The 19181-nt window shown below is 44.1% G+C and carries 14 protein-coding genes; 1 reads left to right on the top strand and 13 read right to left on the bottom strand.

What is annotated here, in order from left to right:
* Positions 1-30: 30 nt before the first annotated feature.
* The 6 genes from serC to MKX34_RS08320 form a co-directional block, all read right to left on the bottom strand.
* A complete protein-coding gene (serC, locus tag MKX34_RS08345) occupies positions 31-1119 on the bottom strand; it encodes a 3-phosphoserine/phosphohydroxythreonine transaminase (protein ID WP_036684441.1) in 1089 nt (362 codons plus the stop codon).
* Between the two features lie 106 nt (positions 1120-1225).
* A complete protein-coding gene (locus MKX34_RS08340) occupies positions 1226-2113 on the bottom strand; it encodes a hypothetical protein (protein ID WP_076101592.1) in 888 nt (295 codons plus the stop codon).
* Positions 2114-2224: 111 nt separating this feature from the next.
* Positions 2225-4963 carry a cellobiose phosphorylase gene (locus MKX34_RS08335; RefSeq protein ID WP_076297586.1) on the bottom strand — a complete coding sequence of 913 codons (2739 nt, stop codon included), beginning with the start codon at positions 4961-4963 and terminating at the stop codon, positions 2225-2227.
* A gap of 29 nt (positions 4964-4992) precedes the next feature.
* Positions 4993-5829 (bottom strand): carbohydrate ABC transporter permease, encoded by an 837-nt coding sequence (locus MKX34_RS08330; protein ID WP_036684447.1) that lies wholly within the window; start codon positions 5827-5829, stop codon positions 4993-4995.
* Positions 5829-6722, bottom strand: a complete 894-nt coding sequence (locus MKX34_RS08325; RefSeq protein WP_076126435.1) for a sugar ABC transporter permease — start codon at positions 6720-6722, stop codon at positions 5829-5831. The genes MKX34_RS08330 and MKX34_RS08325 overlap by 1 nt, the downstream gene beginning before the upstream one ends.
* A gap of 127 nt (positions 6723-6849) precedes the next feature.
* A complete protein-coding gene (locus tag MKX34_RS08320; RefSeq protein WP_076297587.1) occupies positions 6850-8220 on the bottom strand; it encodes an extracellular solute-binding protein in 1371 nt (456 codons plus the stop codon).
* Between the two features lie 376 nt (positions 8221-8596).
* Here MKX34_RS08320 and MKX34_RS08315 point away from each other — a divergent pair, with 376 nt between their 5' ends.
* A complete protein-coding gene (locus MKX34_RS08315) occupies positions 8597-9631 on the top strand; it encodes a LacI family DNA-binding transcriptional regulator (RefSeq protein WP_036684452.1) in 1035 nt (344 codons plus the stop codon).
* A gap of 704 nt (positions 9632-10335) precedes the next feature.
* Here the strand turns inward: MKX34_RS08315 and glnA are convergent.
* From glnA to MKX34_RS08280, 7 genes are all read right to left on the bottom strand, one after another.
* A complete protein-coding gene (gene glnA / locus MKX34_RS08310) occupies positions 10336-11760 on the bottom strand; it encodes a type I glutamate--ammonia ligase (RefSeq protein ID WP_036684454.1) in 1425 nt (474 codons plus the stop codon).
* A 283-nt stretch (positions 11761-12043) separates the two neighbouring features.
* Entirely contained in the window at positions 12044-13090 is a 1047-nt protein-coding gene (gene aroF, locus MKX34_RS08305; protein ID WP_036684456.1) for a 3-deoxy-7-phosphoheptulonate synthase, read from the bottom strand.
* A 264-nt stretch (positions 13091-13354) separates the two neighbouring features.
* Complete coding sequence (locus tag MKX34_RS08300; protein ID WP_036684457.1) at positions 13355-14311, bottom strand: 4-hydroxy-3-methylbut-2-enyl diphosphate reductase; 957 nt, start codon at positions 14309-14311, stop codon at positions 13355-13357.
* Positions 14312-14370: 59 nt separating this feature from the next.
* Positions 14371-15819 (bottom strand): HAMP domain-containing sensor histidine kinase, encoded by a 1449-nt coding sequence (locus MKX34_RS08295; RefSeq protein WP_036684459.1) that lies wholly within the window; start codon positions 15817-15819, stop codon positions 14371-14373.
* Between the two features lies 1 nt (position 15820).
* Positions 15821-16510 (bottom strand): response regulator transcription factor, encoded by a 690-nt coding sequence (locus MKX34_RS08290; protein WP_036684461.1) that lies wholly within the window; start codon positions 16508-16510, stop codon positions 15821-15823.
* Positions 16511-16615: 105 nt separating this feature from the next.
* Positions 16616-18289 carry a trypsin-like peptidase domain-containing protein gene (locus MKX34_RS08285; RefSeq protein WP_038569555.1) on the bottom strand — a complete coding sequence of 558 codons (1674 nt, stop codon included), beginning with the start codon at positions 18287-18289 and terminating at the stop codon, positions 16616-16618.
* Between the two features lie 237 nt (positions 18290-18526).
* On the bottom strand, positions 18527-19180 hold the full coding sequence (locus tag MKX34_RS08280; protein WP_036684464.1) for a response regulator transcription factor: 654 nt from the start codon (positions 19178-19180) through the stop codon (positions 18527-18529).
* Between the last annotated feature and the right edge of the window lies 1 nt (position 19181).

The following is a 19181-nucleotide window of genomic DNA, read 5'->3' as shown; positions in this document are numbered from 1 at the left end:
AAGAAGGCGGAAGGTTATAGATAGAATTCATTAACCTTGAGTTTGCCGGAAATGGTTCATGAAATCGGACAGTGCTTTTACACTTTCGTAAGGAACTGCGTTGTAGATGGAAGCACGCAAGCCCCCAACACTGCGGTGACCCTTTAAGCCGACAAAACCTTCCAGTTCAGCAGCTTTGACAAACTGCTTTTCGAGTTCTTCTGATTGCATCCGGAAAGTAACGTTCATAATAGAGCGGCTGCCTTGTTCTGCAACGCCACGGTAGAAACCGTCACTTCCATCGATGTGATCATATAACAGACCCGATTTTTCAAGGTTCTTAGAATGGATGCCAGCTAAGCCGCCTTGCTCCTCAATCCATTTTAATACTTCGTTCACCATATATACAGAGAAAGATGGAGGTGTATTGTAAAGAGAGTTATTCTTATAATGAGTGCTGTAACGCATGATCGTAGGAATGTTAGAAGGTGATTCTGCAAGCAATTCTTCTTTCGCGATAACTACAGTCACGCCTGAAGGTCCAAGGTTCTTTTGTGCTCCGGCATAGATCATTCCGAATTGGTTCACATCGATTGGACGGCAAAGTATATCACTAGACATATCCGCGATTAACGGAATCGAGCCTGCATCCGGAAATTCTGCATATTGCGTTCCTTCAATGGTCTCGTTGGAAGTAACATGAAGGTAAGCAGCATTCTCCGCAGCTTTGATCGAACTTAATTCAGGTATAGCCAAGAATTTCTTATCTTCGGAAGAAGCGGCAACATGAGCGCCTCCTACCAATTTGGCTTCTTTATAAGCTTTATCCGCCCAGCTACCTGTCATTACATAGCTACCTACTTGGCCTTCGGAAATCAAGTTCATAGGGATCATTGCAAACTGTGTGCTTGCTCCGCCTTGTACGAACAATACCTTATAGCCCTTCGGATTGCCGAGGAGCGAAAGCAGACGTTCCTGCGCTTCATTATGCACGGATTCGTAAATTGCACCACGGTGCGACATCTCCATGATAGACATTCCACTTTCCCGGAAATCAACAAACTCCGCTTGTGCGCGTTCCAGTACCGTAAGCGGCAATGCTGCCGGTCCGGCATTAAAATTGTATGCTCTCTTATTCAAAACTGCTCCCCACCCTTTCTCTCCTATCAATATGGATATGGTTATGATAGCAATATTCTCCCGCACCAGCAAGTATAATTATTCACATAAAAGGTTAAAACGGTACTCATTTCGCAGTGAAAAACCGGTAAGATCGGCGCCAGCTCTTGCTTTGACGCGGTAAAAGACTAATGTTCACAAATACTTCAGGAGAGACTACATGACCTTCTCCCCACAGGGCCATACGTTCTATTGGAAAGTCCCCACTCTCTCGCACGCCTGTTCCACTAGGCTTATGAACCAACTCCCAGGTGAACTCAGTTTCCTGACCCTCCCAACCGCTCAACTTGCAATAAAAGGGTTTATCCGGTTCCTTTGACCAAGTAAGAGTATTCCCAGATACCTCTAGCAATTCTTTCGTATAGGAGGATTCTGGTTCTACTACCTTGAGTTCCCTCGGGAGACGCAGTTCGAAATCCTGTCCAATATTCAACCCATCGATTCCGATGAAGTTGTGAATATATTCCTCCGTACGGAAAGGCTTTTGCCCTTTGTTGTGCAATTCATATGCAATTATTAATTGATCCCCCTGTAAAGAAATCGTTTTAGTTAGCTGCACAGCATATCCGTTGCTTTCCATTGGGTGGATCGTATATGTGACAGCATCATTCCCTGCTTCGACATCCTTACTAAAAGAGGTTAAGGGGAACTCCTCATTGAAACTGTATAATGGGGAATTTCCTTTTTGTAACAATCCGACTCCGATTTTTGGAAACCAGCCTCCGATTGGCGCTTCATCATATCCAATTGCCCGGGAAATGCCAAACTCATTACAAAGCCCCTTGCCTCCAGTTCCTTCGCCTGGCTTCAAGCTTTCCGGCACACAAAACGTATGTTTCCCCTCTTCTAATGTCACCTGTGTAATAAATCCTGTCCAGTCAAAACGAGTGCCCTTATACTCTCCGATATCAGCGATATCGACAGTTAATATGCCATTTGACAGTCTGCAACCCATACCTAACGCGCCCTTTCGTTCATTGTTACAATGAATAAATATTCATTATTGAAAAAAACGTCTGCAGCCGCTATGAATAACGGTGCAGACGTCTTAAAATATCGTATAAAGCTACGCCAATGTCACTTCAATCAAGTGGCATTTCTCTGTCTGCAGAGAGAGCAACTCTTCACGCGGAATAATCGCACTTCCTGAGCCGCGCTGCAGCGTCACCTCGCTGCCATTCAGGGTAACAGAGTGTATTTGGTACTCCCCGTAGTTTAAGCTTCCTGTGGCTTTATAGACCACTTCAAACTCGCGATCCGCGAAGATTGTCTTAATAGAGGCCTTTCCCTCGGAATCAAACTGCTCTTTAACAAGCTTCGGTTCCAACAAAAGATCACCTAGCTTACCTTTTACACCAAATACTTCAGTAACCATAGTTAACAGCAGCCAGCTCGCTGATCCTGTTAAATACGTATACATCCCTCTGCCTTGCTCGTTAATATACTCAGGAATTCCTGGGTATATGCGGGCTTTTGCAAAGTCAGTACTTAAGCTATACAGAGATTCTAGTACTTTATGTCCTTCTTTCACATATCCGCGTTTATACAACGCATTGCCATACATGATGGTCATGTGACTGAACATAGCACCGTTCTCTTTATGTCCAAAGGCAAAGCCAAAGGCACGACCCAGATTCTGCTGGATCCCGCCGAAACGGGAATTAAGTCTGTACCCAATTTTGTCATCCAGTAGATTACGATCCACGGCGGCAATGATATGCGGAATTTGCTCTGGTGCAGCTGCATGGCCCATCAGCGGGAATACTTGACCCGTAAGCGTCATTCGAACGCCTTCTGCGAATTCCCCTTCCACTTGTTCTCCATCATTATTATAATAACCGTTAAACCAGCCTCCACCGTGTTCACTTTCCACCCACTCATTGCGGCGCAAGTGATTAAAGATCCACTCTGCTTTTTGTTCCAGATCGTCCGCTACTGTCTCTATGTCGAGTCCTACACGAATACCGCTGACTTTGTTCGGAGCGGCAGCATAATATTGATTAAGTCTTTCATGCTTGCCTGATACAGATTCATAATCCACTTGCTCACCAAGCGAATCTAGCAATAGTTTCATTTCTTCTGCCAATTCAACTGTCTCTTGCCCTTTAGAAGTCTTTAGCGTACGTAGCACACGAGAAATATCCAATAAGTTACTTGCGTAGAATGCTGTGAAAGCTACACTCTCACCCCGGTCTGCGCCCATATCAAGACCATCATTCCAGTCTGCGCCCTCCAGCAGGATATTATTGTGCTCTCCAACATTAAAGAACGGAACCAGATTTTGCAGCAGGATATGCTCCAGAATCGTACCTTTATAAACCTCACCAGAAGTAGTTCTGAGATCACTTCCCAGCGAGGTATCCCATGAATTATCGCGTTCCTTACAGCGACTCATAAAGGTATCGCGGAAATACGTCTGTTCCTGCAATAAGAAATCAAGATCACCACTCTGATCCAGATATAACATAGTCGTTAAGAACGGCCAAGCTCCATGATCCATCCACACGCGCGGGATGTTGTTACGGTCGGCAATAAATTCACCAGGCTGTTGACCGATAATAGTGGCATTACTACCATCTATTCTTACCCCAGCGTAGTTGTTCAGCAGTAAGCTGCGTACTTCAGCCGGTTCCATAATAAGAAGTGCTAGACAATCCTGCCAAAGATCCCGCCAGCCACGTCCGCCTCTTCCATAATCATGATAAGGCAAGAAGGAGTTACCATAAAGTCTTCTAAGCACGGGTTGAATCGTAACCCATTTCATCCATTGGTCAGCATCTGAATCACCGGTATGAAATTCTACCATATTCACTTTATCTGCCCAGAAGGCTTTAGTTTCCTCAAGCAAATGATCAAAAGCTTCAGATGTACCATATTTGTTCATCAAAGCATCCACGTCAATTCTCTCGTTATGGATCGCCATAACTACTATATAAGAATGGCTGTCACCAGGAGACAGAGTAAGCGTCTCGTAACGAAGACCCCCGATAGCCTCATATCCCTCTCTTTGTACGCCTCCGCCCTTGCCAATCTCCGGCGTGTTGTTCAGGATAACAGCTTCCGGCCAATCCAGGCTTCCACCTTCTCCAATGAACTCCTCCTGCACCGGAAAGAACCCCGCAGGTTGACTGCCGTCACCCTCTGCACCAAATACTCCATAAGAAGTGTGATTAATGCGGTGTCCCCGCTCATCAAAGGAGAGCGCAGGCTGAACCTCAACACCATAGGGTGAAGTATAGATCCGGTTAAGCAAAGAGGTTACATGTCTATGATCGCGCAGATCATCCGCCGAACGCGCGTAGATCGGAACTACCGCTGTCGGTGTCAGCGTAATAGCCTCTGCTGCTGTATTCGTCAACGTAACCTTCATTAATTCGACTTTATCATTACCACTTGGCACAAAGCTGGTGATTTCAGCTTTAACACCCATCTCTGCGTTACAACGCGTTACGCGTTGCCACAGGAAACCAGCCTCTAGTACTGCTTCATCAGTAGAAGATGTATAGAAATCGGCATTTTGCTTAGCGGAGTTCCCCACTGCCGACCAAGCTCCCTTGCCGTCTACGTATACCCAGAAGTTGCGGGAAGCCCGCGAATTATGCAAATCTTCAACAGATAATGGCGGTGTTAAAAATGTATTATGACCTGTGGTAACCTGTCCATGAAGTTTTGGAGTTACTGTCGACATCATTCCCCCTTCATTCACTAGAGGGAAATATAGAAAACTGCTGCGATCCGGTTGCTGAAGCCTGAATTCCCCATCATTACCGGTGAATTCGAAGCCATGAATTTTATTACGATCCATTCTCTCCATCCTCTCATTTACACAACTACTTAAGCTTTAACCGCACCTGCCAATGCACCGTCAACGATATACTTTTGAATGAAGGTGTATAGGATGATAAGCGGTGCAGATACGATCATGATCCCGCACGCCAACATAGGCCAGTTGTTCCCGTATTGACCGCGGAATTCTTTAAGCCCGAAGGTGATTGGATAGTTTTCTGGACTCGGTAAATACATGACCGGCCCCACGAAGTCATTCCAGATACTAATTGCTGTTAGAATAACACCTGTAGCAATTACTGGTTTCATAAGTGGCATGATGATCTGGAACAAATAACGCATATATCCAGCGCCATCCATACCTGCTGCTTCATCCATCTCCCGGCTAATTCCTTTGATGTAACCTACAAACATCATGAACACGATACCCGTTCCGCCTGTTTTAAGAAGAATGTAACCCAGCTTCGTGTCATAACCTACAAATCCTAGCTCCTGTTTCATGGTAAGCATCAGCTTGAACTGTGCGACCATTGGATTCGGCAGGAACTGAGACATCAAGAAGAACAAATAAATAAATCCGCTCCACTTCACATAATTTCTCGCCACCGGGAAGGCCCCGAATAACGAAACAATTAGGGTCAGCACTGTTGCTACGGCTGTATACAGCAGACTGTTTAAGAAATAATTAGAGAAATTACCCTGTAGCCAAGCTTCTTTATAATTATCCCATTGAATACTTTTTACGAGACCGATAGGATCTAACAGATATTCTGTAAAGGACTTGAATGAAATATTGATTACAAATAACAACGGCATGATATACAAAACAAGCAACACTGCAATCAGAATATAAGAGAGAGTTTTGGCGGTTTTGGAATCCTTCATTAATATTCCACCTCTCTCTTACGCATTTGTTTCACTGCAAATACTACAAACACCAGAATCATAAGGAACTGAACCACGGAAAGCGCGGAAGGAAGTCCCATCTGTAGAGAACCACGGAACGTCTCTTTATAAACGTCATATGCCATCGTTCTTGTGTTAAAGCGACCGTCCGTAGTTGCGAGAATAATATCAAAGGTGGACATCGCACCGATAATAGACAAAATAATGTTAATCGTAAAGGATGGAGCGATAAGTGGGAATGTGATATTTTTAAAAGATTGCCACTTCGTAGTTCCGTCTATATATCCAGCCTCATACAAATCTTTCGGTACGGATTGTAGTCCCGCAAGGAAAATCAACATCGAATATCCCATATACATCCAAATTTGCGTAAATATAATATAACCGAACGCATGAGTGAAGCTTCCAAAGAACATATCTTTATAACCGAACAAAGAATCATACAGTTGGTTAACCGGACCACTCAGCGGATCGAACATCATGCCCCATACCAGTGCAACTACCGCCACACCAAGCACAACCGGTAAAAAGAATACCGCGCGATAGAAATAATCGCCTTTCAGCTTCTGATTGATAACTACGGCCATAAGCAGACCGACACCGTTCTGTACAATGGTTACAATGACCATGAAATAAATAGTACGTATAATGGAATCCCAACGCTCGCCTGAATTTCCTGAGTAAAATACATCATAATAATTGTCAAGGCCTACGAAACTCATCTTGCTTCCAGGAACGTTAGTGATATCTGTAAATGAATAGATGACCGTCATCATAGATGGGCCAAAATAGAAAATTACATACAATGATAATGGAATCATTAGCAGCAGAAGCGGTATATATCGTTTAAAACCTTTCCCGAACGGATACATTTCTCTCACCTACCCAATCCTAATTCAATAAAATGATCGGGGCCTGCACAAAACAGACCCCGAAGCTGTAAAACATGTTTGGTGTACAGTATGTTGTAGATTCTTTTTTATTTATCGGGATAGCTACTTATTTAGGTGCTGCTGCTTCCCATTCTTTTTGTTGTACGTCTGCAAGCTCTTTAGCGGTTTTAAACTCGCCGCCTGGTGCCAAATACTCAGTGTGAACGCCTTCAGCTGCAATGTGCTCACCAACGTTATCACGGTTAATCATCATAATTTCATAAGCAAGCTCGAAATCTCCAGTCATGTATGGAGCAAGTTCTTTGTCAATAAAGTCACTTTCAGTGGCAATATTGTCTTGTGTAGGCAAGAATCCTGCTGCTTTAACATATTCTGTGTAGTTTTCTGGTTCAGAGAAGAATTCCAGCCATTTCAAAGCGCCTTCTTTGTTCGGGCCTTTTTCTGCTGCATACCAAGTTACATCGTATTTACCGACAAGAGAATTATTCTTAGCAGCATCTTCTGTAGCTGGGATCGGGAAGTAACCAAATTTCACATCTGGATTTGCTGCCGCGATCGTAGGAGCATCCCAAGTTCCGTCAGCAATCATAGCTGCTTTTCCTGTTGCGAAAAACGAAGGTGCTGTTGCATAGTCGATACCCAAGAAACCGTCGATGATGTAGTTATCTTGAAGCGTCTTCATTTTCTCCAATACTTCTACAGCCTCAGCATCGTTAAATGCCGAAGTTCCCTTCCAAACGCCCTCAATCCATTGTTGTTGGTTGCCGCCACCCAGAATCTTAGCTTGCAAACCGAACACTGGCAATTTCAATGGCCATACGTCTTTACCAGCCACTACGATTGGAACAATACTCTTAGCTTTCAATGTATCTAGAACACTAATGAACTCCGTCCAAGTTGTAGGTACAGCCAGACCGTTTTGTTCAAAAATTTCTTTATTATAGAAGAATCCTGACATTGCTACTTTACCGGTTGGGATTGCATACACTTTATCTTTATAAGTGCCGGCTTTAGCAATATCATTCGCATTGTAGTTTTTAACGAAAGCTTCGCCGCTCAGATCAGCAATCAGCCCGGAATCAATCCATTGTTGCCAGTCTGGCACTTTCGCACCTGGTGTCCAATCTTTCGGAGACAATCTCATACCGGATAGATCGGCAAGTACATCTACGTCACCAGCTGTAATTCTTGCTCTTTGTGCTTGTTTGAATTCATCATCCGGACCAGTGGTTGTGTACTCCACTTTGTATTCCGGATATTTTTCTTCAAACTTTTTATTAATTTCTGTAATGACCTTGTTAATATTCTCTTGTTTCCAGTGTAAGATCTTAATCACTTTCTTATCACCAGATGCAGGCTTGTTTGTTCCGCTGCCCGGAGTAGCCTCACCATTCGCGTTGTTATTGCCGCTTCCACATGCTGCTAATGAGAGCACTAGCGCTGAGCTCAACAATACCGCAGAAAGCTTCTTTACCATTTTGTTACCCCCCAGATAATTTGTTATGACCCTTTAACGAAACCACATGCTAATTTCTGAAAATCACGAAACAGTAAGGATGATATCACAGAAAGCGGTTTCGGTGTTTTCATTATTACATCGTTATTTGTCTTTGTAAAGTCTTTTTTCATTGTTCGTTTTTGAACGTTTTTTGAACCAATCATTCAAAAAAACCTTTAATATCAAGCATAATCCTAGTTTAAGAGTAAACATTCCATTGACTATAATCTTATTGAACTATAAAATAAGTAACGAAACTATTTCGTAAATCATAAATTCAAGTCATAAAAAAATAGCCTTGAGTAGATTTTAAACATATATTACGGAACATTTTTCACTATAAGGGGGACTTAATTTGGCCTACAGCATCAAAGATATAGCGAAAATTGCTGGAGTTTCTGTTTCGACAGTATCCAAAATCATTAATAACTACAGTGATATTTCGGAAGATACCAAGACAAGGGTTCAACAAATTATAAAAGAAACTGGATATACCCCCTCCAATTCAGCTAAAACATTGGCTACGAAATCGTCCAATCTAATCGGAGTGATTTTTGCCGGAATGCTGAATGTCGACTTTACCCACCCTTTTTTCATCGAGGTGCTAAATTCATTTAAAAAACAAATGGGACTACTAGGTTACGACCTTATCTTTTTTTCCAATGAAAAATTCCAAAGTGGCGATACTAACGATTATCTTGCCCGTTGTCAGCATTTTAATGTAGATGGGTGTGTGCTTCTATCCGGACAGGAGCTAGAAACCTCTATCAGCGAATTAGACAACAGTGCTATTCCATGTATCGGCGTAGATTTAAAACTAACGGGTGACAACTCTGGCTTTATCATGTCGGATAATTTCAAAATGTCCTCCAAAGTGGTAGAACACTTTTATTTACTGGGCTATCGTGAGCTTGGCTACATTGGCAGCTCCTCAGATTCAGACATCTCCAATATGCGCGAAAGTGGTTATCGCAAAGCTCTTGAAGATTTGGGGCTGCCTATTAACGAGAGTTGGTTCTTAAACGGAAGTAACTTCTTTGAGGCTAGTGGGTATGAGACGATGCGTAGAATGATTGAGAATGGAAATTTACCTAGAGCGATCTTCGCAGCGTCCGATCAGCTTGCTATAGGAGCGATGCGTGCCCTTAAAGAGGCTTCTATCGCTGTTCCTGAAACTGTTGCAATTATTGGCTGTGATGATATTGAGGCCTGCAATTATACAACACCCCTATTGACTACCATCCGCCAAAATAAAGATAAGATCGGTCGCCTAGCAGCACTAATGCTGTATGATCTAATAAACAACCAATCAGGTACGAGTTCTTTCAGCGTAGAACCAGAGCTTATCATTAGAGAGTCCTGCGGCGCTCCTGAACGGGGGCTAGTGTAGCCTTTCTCGGAGAATACACGAATAGCAAAAAGGGGCTGTCCCAAGCAGCCATTTTATGGCTTGGTGACAGCCTCTTTTATGTTCTTAACACTACTTAATGTCCAAATGGATTCTATGGGCGCACCTAGTGTTGCTCCGGATGATGCAATAAGTGAAGCACTTATAGAATAATTGGGGAATTTCTCCCTAAAAATCAGAGATTTCTGTTCATCGGACTTATAATTAGGGAAAACTTCCCTGAATTTCGGCCTATTCAGTAACTAATAAAGAAATCACCCTGATTATTAGGGAGGAATTCCCTGATTTCGTTCATTTAGAGCAAATATCGGCTATTTTTAGGGAGTTTTTCCCTAATTAGTTTAAATCCACTTTGTACATCACATAAACACAGAACGCATATCGCTCACCGTACATAGTCCAGCGTCACAGATACCACAAATCATATACTGCAAGCCGAACGGAAATCACACATAGCAGTCACCTACCGCCCACCCCAATAACATAGAACACTACTCATGGCTTAGATCTCTACTCATAGCATAGAACACACTACTCATGGCTTAGAACACTACGTGTGGCACACATTCATAAGATACAGTAAAATCCATTACTTTTCCCAATTCAAAAAAAGAAGCTGCCTCCAAGTAGAATCACTACTTTTGAGACAGCTTCTTTTATTATAAAGATTATATATAGCAGGAATCTTATAGATCGAAGTACAGGGCATATTCATGTGGATGAACACGAATCGCTACCTCTTGTGCTTCAGAACGTTTCAGAGCAATATAGTTATCAATGAAGTCCTTAGTAAATACGTCGCCTTCTGTAAGGAACTCGTAATCAGCTTCCAAAGAATCAAGCGCTTCGCTCAGGCTGCCTGGAACGCTGCGGATTTTTTCTTTATCTGCATCAGACAATTCATAGATGTTCTTATCAAGAGGACCATAACCCAGTTCTTGCGGGTTGATCTTGTTCTTGATTCCGTCCAGACCTGCCATCAGCATTGCGGAGAATGCCAAGTAAGGGTTAGCCGTGGAATCCGGTGTACGGAATTCGATACGACAGCCTTTTGGTGTCACAGCTGCTACTGGGATACGAACTGCTGCAGAACGATTTCCTTTGGAGTAAACCAAGTTAACCGGTGCTTCGTAGCCAGGAACCAGACGCTTAAAGGAGTTGGTGCTTGGGTTAGTCAAAGCGATCAATGCTGGTGCATGGTACAAAATACCACCGATATAATGAAGAGCCATTTCGCTCAGGTTAGCATAAGCGCCTTTTTCATAGAACAAAGGAGTATCTCCGTCAAAGATCGATTGATGCACGTGCATTCCGCTACCGTTATCACCAAACAGCGGTTTTGGCATGAAGGTTGCTACCTTGCCATACTGACGTGCAGTGTTTTGTACAATATATTTATAAGTCATGAGATTATCAGCAGTTTTCTTCAAGGTATCAAAACGGAAGTTAATTTCCGCTTGACCTGCAGTGGCTACTTCATGGTGATGACGTTCAATGCGTAGTCCAACTTCAGCAAGCAGACGGCACATCTCACTACGGATATCCTGTTGGGAGTCAACTGGTGCTACAGGAACATATCCACCTTTAACGCCAACTTTAAATGCCAAGTTGCCGCCCTCTTCTTTACGACCCGTATTCCAAGCCGCTTCTTCAGAATCTACGAAGAATGAGGATCTGTTCATGCCACTTTCGTAACGAACATCGTCAAAGATAAAGAATTCTGATTCAGGTGCGAAGAATGCAGATGTACCTACTCCGCTTTTTTGCAGGAATTCTTCTGCTTTCACAGCAATACCGCGAGGATCGCGCTCATAACGTTCGCCATCAGGAGTGAAAATGTCGCACATCACGTTCAGCGTTGGATGAGCTGTAAACGGATCTATGAACACACTATTCGGATCAGGCATCATAACCATGTCTGATTCTTCAATACCACGGAAACCTTTGATGGAAGAACCGTCGAATGCTACCCCATTTACAAAAGTTTCATCTTCCACTTCAGAAGCTGGCAGAGAGATGTGGTGGGCACGACCACCTAAATCTACGAATCGAAAATCTACCCACTCGATATTGTTCTCTTTAATTGTTTGCAACACTTTTTCAACCGACATGAATTTTTCCTCCCCCAAGTTCCGAACATTAGGCCGCTCACAGTATGCAAATGTTCTTGTTTTAATTTTTTTTGCTGTCGTAATTATAAATCTCATACCTAACATCGTCAATGCTTATGTCAGGTATTTCTTTCAGCAATGTAAGATATTCTAACGCTTTCGTGAAATCTGTTATTTTCGCATATTTTGATGTCACATTTATTTTATTCAACTCCAAAAAAACCCTCTTTTCCCACTAGGTCGCGGGTTAAGAGGGCTTCCGAGGAAGCTCTTAGATTGAATTTTATAGCGCCGAAACCGTTTCTGGCGAAGTAGAAAACTTACGTCCAACAATTGGAGCCAGCTTTTCCAGATCTTTAAGCAAGTTATCAAACTGATCAGGGAATAACGATTGAACACCATCACCTGTCATGGAATTGTCCGGATCTGTGTGCATTTCGATAATTAGCCCGTTTGCACCAGCAGCAACAGAAGCTTTGGCCATAGGCTCAACTAACTCACGACGACCGGTTCCGTGACTTGGGTCAGAGATTACTGGAAGATGGCTTAAGCTTTGTAGAACTGGAATAGCCGATAGATCCAGTGTGTTACGAGTGTAGGTCTCAAATGTGCGTATACCGCGCTCACAGAGCATTACATCCTTATTACCGCCTGCCAAAATGTACTCCGCTGCATTGAGCAACTCATCATAGGTCGCACTGAAGCCACGTTTTAGAAGAACAGGTCTGCCACAGGTACCCAGCTTGCGCAGCAAATCAAAGTTCTGCATATTCCGTGTACCCACCTGCAGAATATCCGCATGCTCCGCACAGATATCAACATACTCCGGTGTCATAACCTCTGTAATCGTCAACAGGCCATGACGCTTTCCTGCTTCAGCCATCATAGTCAAACCTTCCACACCTACGCCTTGGAAGCTGTACGGTCCTGTGCGGGGCTTAAACGCGCCTCCACGAAGTACCTGAGCACCAGACGCTTTAACAAGCCGGGCGATCTCATCAATCTGCTCTGGAGACTCAACGGCGCAAGGTCCGCCCATGATCACCAGGTTTTCTCCACCAATCTTCACACCCTTGATATCAATAATCGTATCCTCAGGATGGAAATCCCGGCTGGCCAGCTTGTAGGATTTGGAGATCTTCACGACGTTCTCTACACCCTTCATTTGCCGCAAATGCTCGGCGAGCTTAGGAGTGACGCCTCCCACTAAACCTATCACCGTGTGATCTGCTCCTCTGGAGAGATGCACCTGCAAACCTTCTTTTTCGATTACGGCAATTATATCTTTAACCTGCTCTTCCGGTGTTTGATTTGATGTAATGACGATCATATTTATAACTCCCTCTCTACACTTAAAATTTATAATAATTCCGCCAGATACTATCGCGCTATGACGCGTGTTCGCTTTTAAGCTTTTATGCTTTTAATCACTAAAGTAATTCTACCTCAAAAAGCGATTATAGTCAATCTATATTCTAGATTCCTATGCTGGAAGCGTTCTTTCGATAAAAAAGAGCACTTAACCTCGACTGACGAAGTTAAGCGCTCTTGTTGCAGCGTTCATAATATATAAGTTCGAGCCTAGCCCATTACATTAAGTAGTACTTGCACTCTTATTCTTAACCGGTGGCAGCAGCTTCGCCATATTCACTGTACGTTTGATCTCCCACGTCTCCGGATTAGCCGAATCATACTGATCTAAGTAGTTAATCACTTCTTTGGTGATAGGTGTAGGTGTGGACGCGCCAGAAGTGACCCCGACGATATTTACACCCTCTAGCCATTCTGTTTGGAGTTCAGACACATCAGAAATACGATGGGCAGGAACCCCAGCGATTTCTTCCGACACCTGTGCCAGACGATTAGAGTTGTTGCTTCGCGGATCACCGACAACAATCACCAGATCACATTGCCCTGCTTGTTCCGCTACAGCCTCTTGACGTACCTGGGTAGCCATACATATCTCATTATGCACTTCAGCACCTGGGAAGGTCTCCAGAAGCTTTTTCATGATATGTTTAATATCCCACTGGCTCATAGTAGTCTGATTCGTAATGACGATACGTGAAGAAGGGATGGATAACGTAGCAATCTCATCTTCTTTTTCAATCAGATGCACATGCTCAGGGGCAATACCCACAGCACCCTCTGGTTCCGGATGGCCTTTTTTGCCGATATAAATGACCTCATAACCATCATCTACTTTTTCCTGAATAAGATCGTGGGTCTTCGTGACATCAGGACAGGTTGCGTCGACCGTAGTCAGACCCTTATCCCTTGCCATCTTGCGCACCTCAGGAGAAACCCCGTGTGCAGTGAATATAACAGTCCCACTATCCACTTTATCCAGAATATCCAGACGATTATGTCCGTCCAAAGTAATAATGCCATCATCTTCGAACGAATTCGTGACATGACTGTTATGAACAATCATACCCAGTATATAAATCGGCCGGGGAAGATCGAGATTTTGCGCAGCCTGCCGTGCCATAACCATTGCATCGACAACTCCGTAACAATATCCCCGGGGAGAGATTTTAATGACTTCCATGAGTTCACCAGCTTTCTGCTTTCATTGACCTCTGTAATAGGACACTTCTAAATTATACCCTATTCCAGCGGCGGAGCAAAGAGAAGCGGCAACCAGATGACAAAAGTAGTACCCTCACCTTGGCGTGTAACAACCTCCACAGACCCACCATGCTCGTCAATAATCCACTTAGCAATGGATAGACCAAGCCCAATCCCTTCCGTAATTCCACGCGATTCATCCGCACGATAGAAACGATCGAAGATATATGGAACCTCATCTTTATCCATACCAATACCTGTATCAGTGATCCGAATACCAACCTGATTCTGATAGAAAAGGGTATCCAAACTCACGATGCCAGAAGGCGTGTACTTAAAGGCATTATCAATAAAAATAAAGAGCATTTGCTGTAGATAATCTTTATTCCCAACTATATATTTGCCGTTTAAGACTGACATATCACCTGTAACCCACTCGGCTTGACGCGGCAGGAAAGAGGCGCGGCGCGCAATCTCATTCATCATCGGTTCCAGTGCCACGGGCTCTATATCAAAAGTACGTCCAGTATCCGCACGCGCGAGCGAGAGCATATCCGCTACCAAGCGGCTCATACGCTTAGACTCGTCTGCGATATCCTGCACCGATTCAAGCGATAGCTGGCGAATCTCAGCTTCACTCATCTTCCCTTCTCCGGGTTCCATCTCCCAAACCTTTTGCAGCAGATCAATATTTCCGCGAATCGTAGTGAGCGGTGTCCGAAGCTCGTGTGAAGCATCTGAAACGAAACGGCGCTGAGCCGCATACGAATCCTCCAGCTCTGTGTAGAATCCTTCCATACGCCCAAGCATACTGTTAACGGTCTCAATAAGCCTTCCTATCTCGTCTGGCGGCCCATCATATTCAATACGCGAGCTTAAATCATTCCCCGTCTGAATCCCATTCGCAGCTTCAATTACTTTGCCGATTGGACTCATGGATTTGCGCGCAAGGAACAAGCCGAAGGTAAATGCCGCGATCAGGGTAGCAAAAGAACCTACGAGCAGGATAGTTTTTAAACGCTCCAAGAGCTTATTTTGTTCACCTACATAGGTAGCCACTTGTAACACAGCAGCAGGATTATTTTTATAATTTTCCAATAGAATTGGCCGTTCATAAATCAGAAATTGATTGCCTTCAATTACAACATTACGAAATCCCTGTACAATTTTATCCCGCTCGGGATAATCAAATGCAAGATTACCATTTCTCATGTTTGTCGTTCGCTGCATAACCTTAGTATCATAAACATAGATCTGTGTATACGTATTAGAATTCTCAGGAGTTCTGACCCCATCCATCATTAGTTCACCGCTGTATAAATTGATACTGAAAAATGGAATGGTCTGCTCAGCTTGCACCTGGAGGCGATTCTTCAAGTCCCCATAAGTATTAAAATAAACAAAACCGTAAATTGCGGCTGATAAGGCCAGCAGCATAACGGCCAAAATCCCTGAATACCAAGCAGTCAGCCGCAATCTTATAGACATGTTAGTTGTCACCTCTTAGAATGTAACCGGCACCCCGGATCGTTTGAATGAGGCGTTTACCGCCATGCTCCTCCGTCTTTTGACGTAGCATGGCTATGTATACCTCAAGCACATTAGATTCACCGCTATAATCATAACCCCATATTTTATCCATGATCAGATCCCGTGAAAGCACACGTTTCGGATTTTGCATAAAAAGATGAAGCAGCTCAAACTCCTTCGCTGTTAGCTCCAGTCTTTTACCGGCACGGGTAACCTCACGTGAATCCACATCCAGCGTAATATCTTCATAAGAGACCGCTTGCTCCCCACCTTCACTTTGCTCACTCTTACGCCGAAGCAGCGCACGTACACGTGCAAGCAGTTCTTCCAAGGCAAAAGGTTTAACCAGATAATCGTCCGCGCCCAGATCAAGCCCTTTCACACGGTGCTCAATTTCATCCTTCGCGGTAAGCATGAGAACAGGAACATTACTGCCCCCTTCCCGCAAGCGGCGACATACTTCAAAGCCATCCACCTGAGGCATCATTACATCCAAAATTACCACATCCGGATCACTGCTCAAGATTGCCCGTAATCCATCCGCTCCATTCACCGCTGTTTTCACATCGTAACCTTCAAAAGCTAAACCTCTACGCAGCATAGAAATAATCTTTTCGTCATCATCAATAATTAGAATATTCGGTCGCATCAAGCAGCCCCCATTGTTCAGTTCTTTTTATATATTGTAGCAGTTTACATCAGAATTAGACAAAAACGGAAGGGTCGCCCCTTCCGTGTGACTTACCGTCCGGTATTATTGCTGCTGACTTTGTTGTGTAGTCGTTGTATCAAAATCATTTTTGTTACCGATGGTAACTGAAAGATCCATGGTTTTACCATCGCGCACAACATTTAATGTTACTTTGTCTCCAACTTTTAACGTTTGAATGAAGGTAATCAGATCTTGGTTGGTTGCATACTTCGTTCCATTCGCACCGGTAATGATATCGTAAGGGCGCAGGTCAGCGGTATACGCTGGGGATTTATAGATAATATCTGCAACCACAGAACCTTCTTTAATATCCGTACCCATTTGCTTAGCAACCTCATCTGTAATCGTCATAAGAGTTGCACCAATGAAAGGTACCGGCTCTTTCGGAATGGCTTGGTTGGCTTCCAGTTTATCTACGACTTCTTTAATCGTATTCACAGCGATTGCGAAACCAATACCTTGAGAATCCGTGCTGACGGCTACGTTCATCCCGATTACCTGTCCATTCATGTTGAGCAACGGCCCACCTGAGTTACCCGGGTTGATAGAAGCATCGGTTTGCAGCAGATTTTTGTAATTACGAGTTCCACTGCCATCTTCTTCGTTAATATCAATACTGCGTCCTTTTGCACTAAGAACACCGGAAGTTACAGTATGGTCGAAGCCTTGTGGGTTACCGATAGCAACCACTTCTGAACCTACCTTTATGCTATCCGAATCTCCAAGTGCTACGGTAGGGAAATCACTATCTCCTTCAATTTTAAGCACAGCCAAATCCAGATCTTTGCTAGAACCTAGCAGCTTCGCTTCATAAGGCTTGGTTACGCCATCCACGGTGACTTGGATTACATCAGCATTGTCAATTACGTGCTGGTTGGTCAAAATATAGCCGGATTTCTCATAAATGAAGCCTGTTCCAATTCCATAAGGGATAAGCTGTGATGAAGAATCCGATCCTGATTTGGAATCCTGTTCATTTTGTGAAGAACCATTTCCACTGTATTGATCCCCGAAGAAAAATTGTGAGAAGGGATCACTCAGATTCGGGCTGGATGAGCTTCCATTACGCGAATTAGATTTCACTAGTGTCTCAATCTTAACGACTGCTGGTCCCACCGCATCAACAACACCTGTCACATCACGAGATCCAGTCACCAAGGATGTAGTAGAAGTAGAAGGCGCAACACCTGCACTCTCGCCCGTTGTCTTCGCCGTTCCATTCGTTCCGGAGCTAGCAACAGTTGTAGCTGTATCTCCCGTAAACCAGTTACCTCTGTCTGCCATATACATTGAGCCCGAGAGAACGACCATACCGGCTAGGAATGATACCAGCACTGTTTTTAACGAGCTTTTTGGTTTTTTATTATATTGCCAGCCGCCGCCACCTTCAGAACCGCCACCGCCATTTCCTCCGCGGCCACCACCATTGCCATCATAACCAGTGGTACGAAGTGATGTGTTATATGGTAATGGCTTTACAGGCTGTGGAGGTGTAACCTCGACCCGTTCTGGCTCCATCCGATTGTAGTGCTGCGCGCCTCCGTCAGCGTTATTCTCATCTTTGTTCAAAGATTTAAAAGGTCCGTAAGAATAGTAGTAGGATGATGATCCTGTTTCAGATGAAGTATTATTATTGCTGCTATTGTTATTATTGTCCCATTCCCGATCTGGTGCTGGTCCATTGTCGCGATTGAAGTTGTTTTTGTTATCGTCCATGTTTATCTTTCCTCCTGCTTCCTGTCGCCGTGACAAGGATTAATTTGTTTTCATGTTCTTATTTTGTACTTTAAACCTTAAGGTCACATTAAAAACAATTTAAGCGCAGATAAAAGATATAGGCAAATGGGAGGAGATTATACAGGGAAGCAGAAAAAAGAAGCTCGGGCGCGAAAAAGGTCGCGGCCCGAGCTTCTAAAACCATTTCAAATAGTAATGCACCTTAGTCTACAAGTCCTACCCCTGAGCCCAGCCCTTCCGATGAGCGTAAATAGCCAACTGGGTACGGTCATCAAGCTCGCATTTCATCAACAGATTGCTGACATGCGTCTTTACTGTCTTGATGCTGATATGCAGCTCCTCACCGATATCCTTATTGGTCTTGCCCTCAGCTATAAGCAGCAGGACTTCCTTCTCACGCTCTGTTAAACCGGAGGAATCACCTTGCACGGTGCGCTGGCGTATACCACGGGTCAGCGCCTGTGACACATCACCCGTCATGACGGGCATGCCGCGGTAAGCCCCTTGCAGTGCGTAGATTAACTCTTCTGCCGACACTGTTTTGAGCACGTAGCTGACAGCACCAGCCTCTATAGCATCTACAACAAGATCATCCTCCAGAAAGCTGGTGAGGATCACGATTTTGAGGCCAGGAAATTCAGCCAGCACTGCTCTTGTGGTCTCGGCACCATTCATCACAGGCATCATCAAATCCATCAGCACGAGGTCAGGCAGACCTTCATGTCCACCAGCACGCAGCATCTCCAGCGCCTCTTGTCCATTCGCCGCCTCACCGATGACCTCGAATGTAGGCTCCAGCATTAGATAAGTTTTGAGGCCCATCCGTACCATATCATGATCATCTACGAGCAACACTTTTATGACACTCATG

The sequence above is a fragment of the Paenibacillus sp. FSL R5-0636 genome (assembly GCF_037974255.1).
GTDB lineage: Bacteria > Bacillota > Bacilli > Paenibacillales > Paenibacillaceae > Paenibacillus_AQ > Paenibacillus_AQ odorifer.
Note: the sequence above shows the minus strand (reverse complement) of the source record. Positions and strands in the feature narration are given on the sequence as shown.

Excerpts from the sequence above, each read along its gene's own strand:
- MKX34_RS08340 (WP_076101592.1), bottom strand. The coding sequence starts at position 2,113 with ATGGGTTGCAGACTGTCAAATGGCATATTAACTGTCGATATCGCTGAT.
- MKX34_RS08335 (WP_076297586.1), bottom strand. The coding sequence starts at position 4,963 with ATGGATCGTAATAAAATTCATGGCTTCGAATTCACCGGTAATGATGGG.
- MKX34_RS08330 (WP_036684447.1), bottom strand. The coding sequence starts at position 5,829 with ATGAAGGATTCCAAAACCGCCAAAACTCTCTCTTATATTCTGATTGCA.
- MKX34_RS08325 (WP_076126435.1), bottom strand. The coding sequence starts at position 6,722 with ATGTATCCGTTCGGGAAAGGTTTTAAACGATATATACCGCTTCTGCTG.
- MKX34_RS08320 (WP_076297587.1), bottom strand. The coding sequence starts at position 8,220 with ATGGTAAAGAAGCTTTCTGCGGTATTGTTGAGCTCAGCGCTAGTGCTC.
- glnA (WP_036684454.1), bottom strand. The coding sequence starts at position 11,760 with ATGTCGGTTGAAAAAGTGTTGCAAACAATTAAAGAGAACAATATCGAG.
- aroF (WP_036684456.1), bottom strand. The coding sequence starts at position 13,090 with ATGATCGTCATTACATCAAATCAAACACCGGAAGAGCAGGTTAAAGAT.
- MKX34_RS08300 (WP_036684457.1), bottom strand. The coding sequence starts at position 14,311 with ATGGAAGTCATTAAAATCTCTCCCCGGGGATATTGTTACGGAGTTGTC.
- MKX34_RS08295 (WP_036684459.1), bottom strand. The coding sequence starts at position 15,819 with ATGTCTATAAGATTGCGGCTGACTGCTTGGTATTCAGGGATTTTGGCC.
- MKX34_RS08290 (WP_036684461.1), bottom strand. The coding sequence starts at position 16,510 with ATGCGACCGAATATTCTAATTATTGATGATGACGAAAAGATTATTTCT.
- MKX34_RS08285 (WP_038569555.1), bottom strand. The coding sequence starts at position 18,289 with ATGGACGATAACAAAAACAACTTCAATCGCGACAATGGACCAGCACCA.
- MKX34_RS08280 (WP_036684464.1), bottom strand. The coding sequence starts at position 19,180 with ATGAGTGTCATAAAAGTGTTGCTCGTAGATGATCATGATATGGTACGG.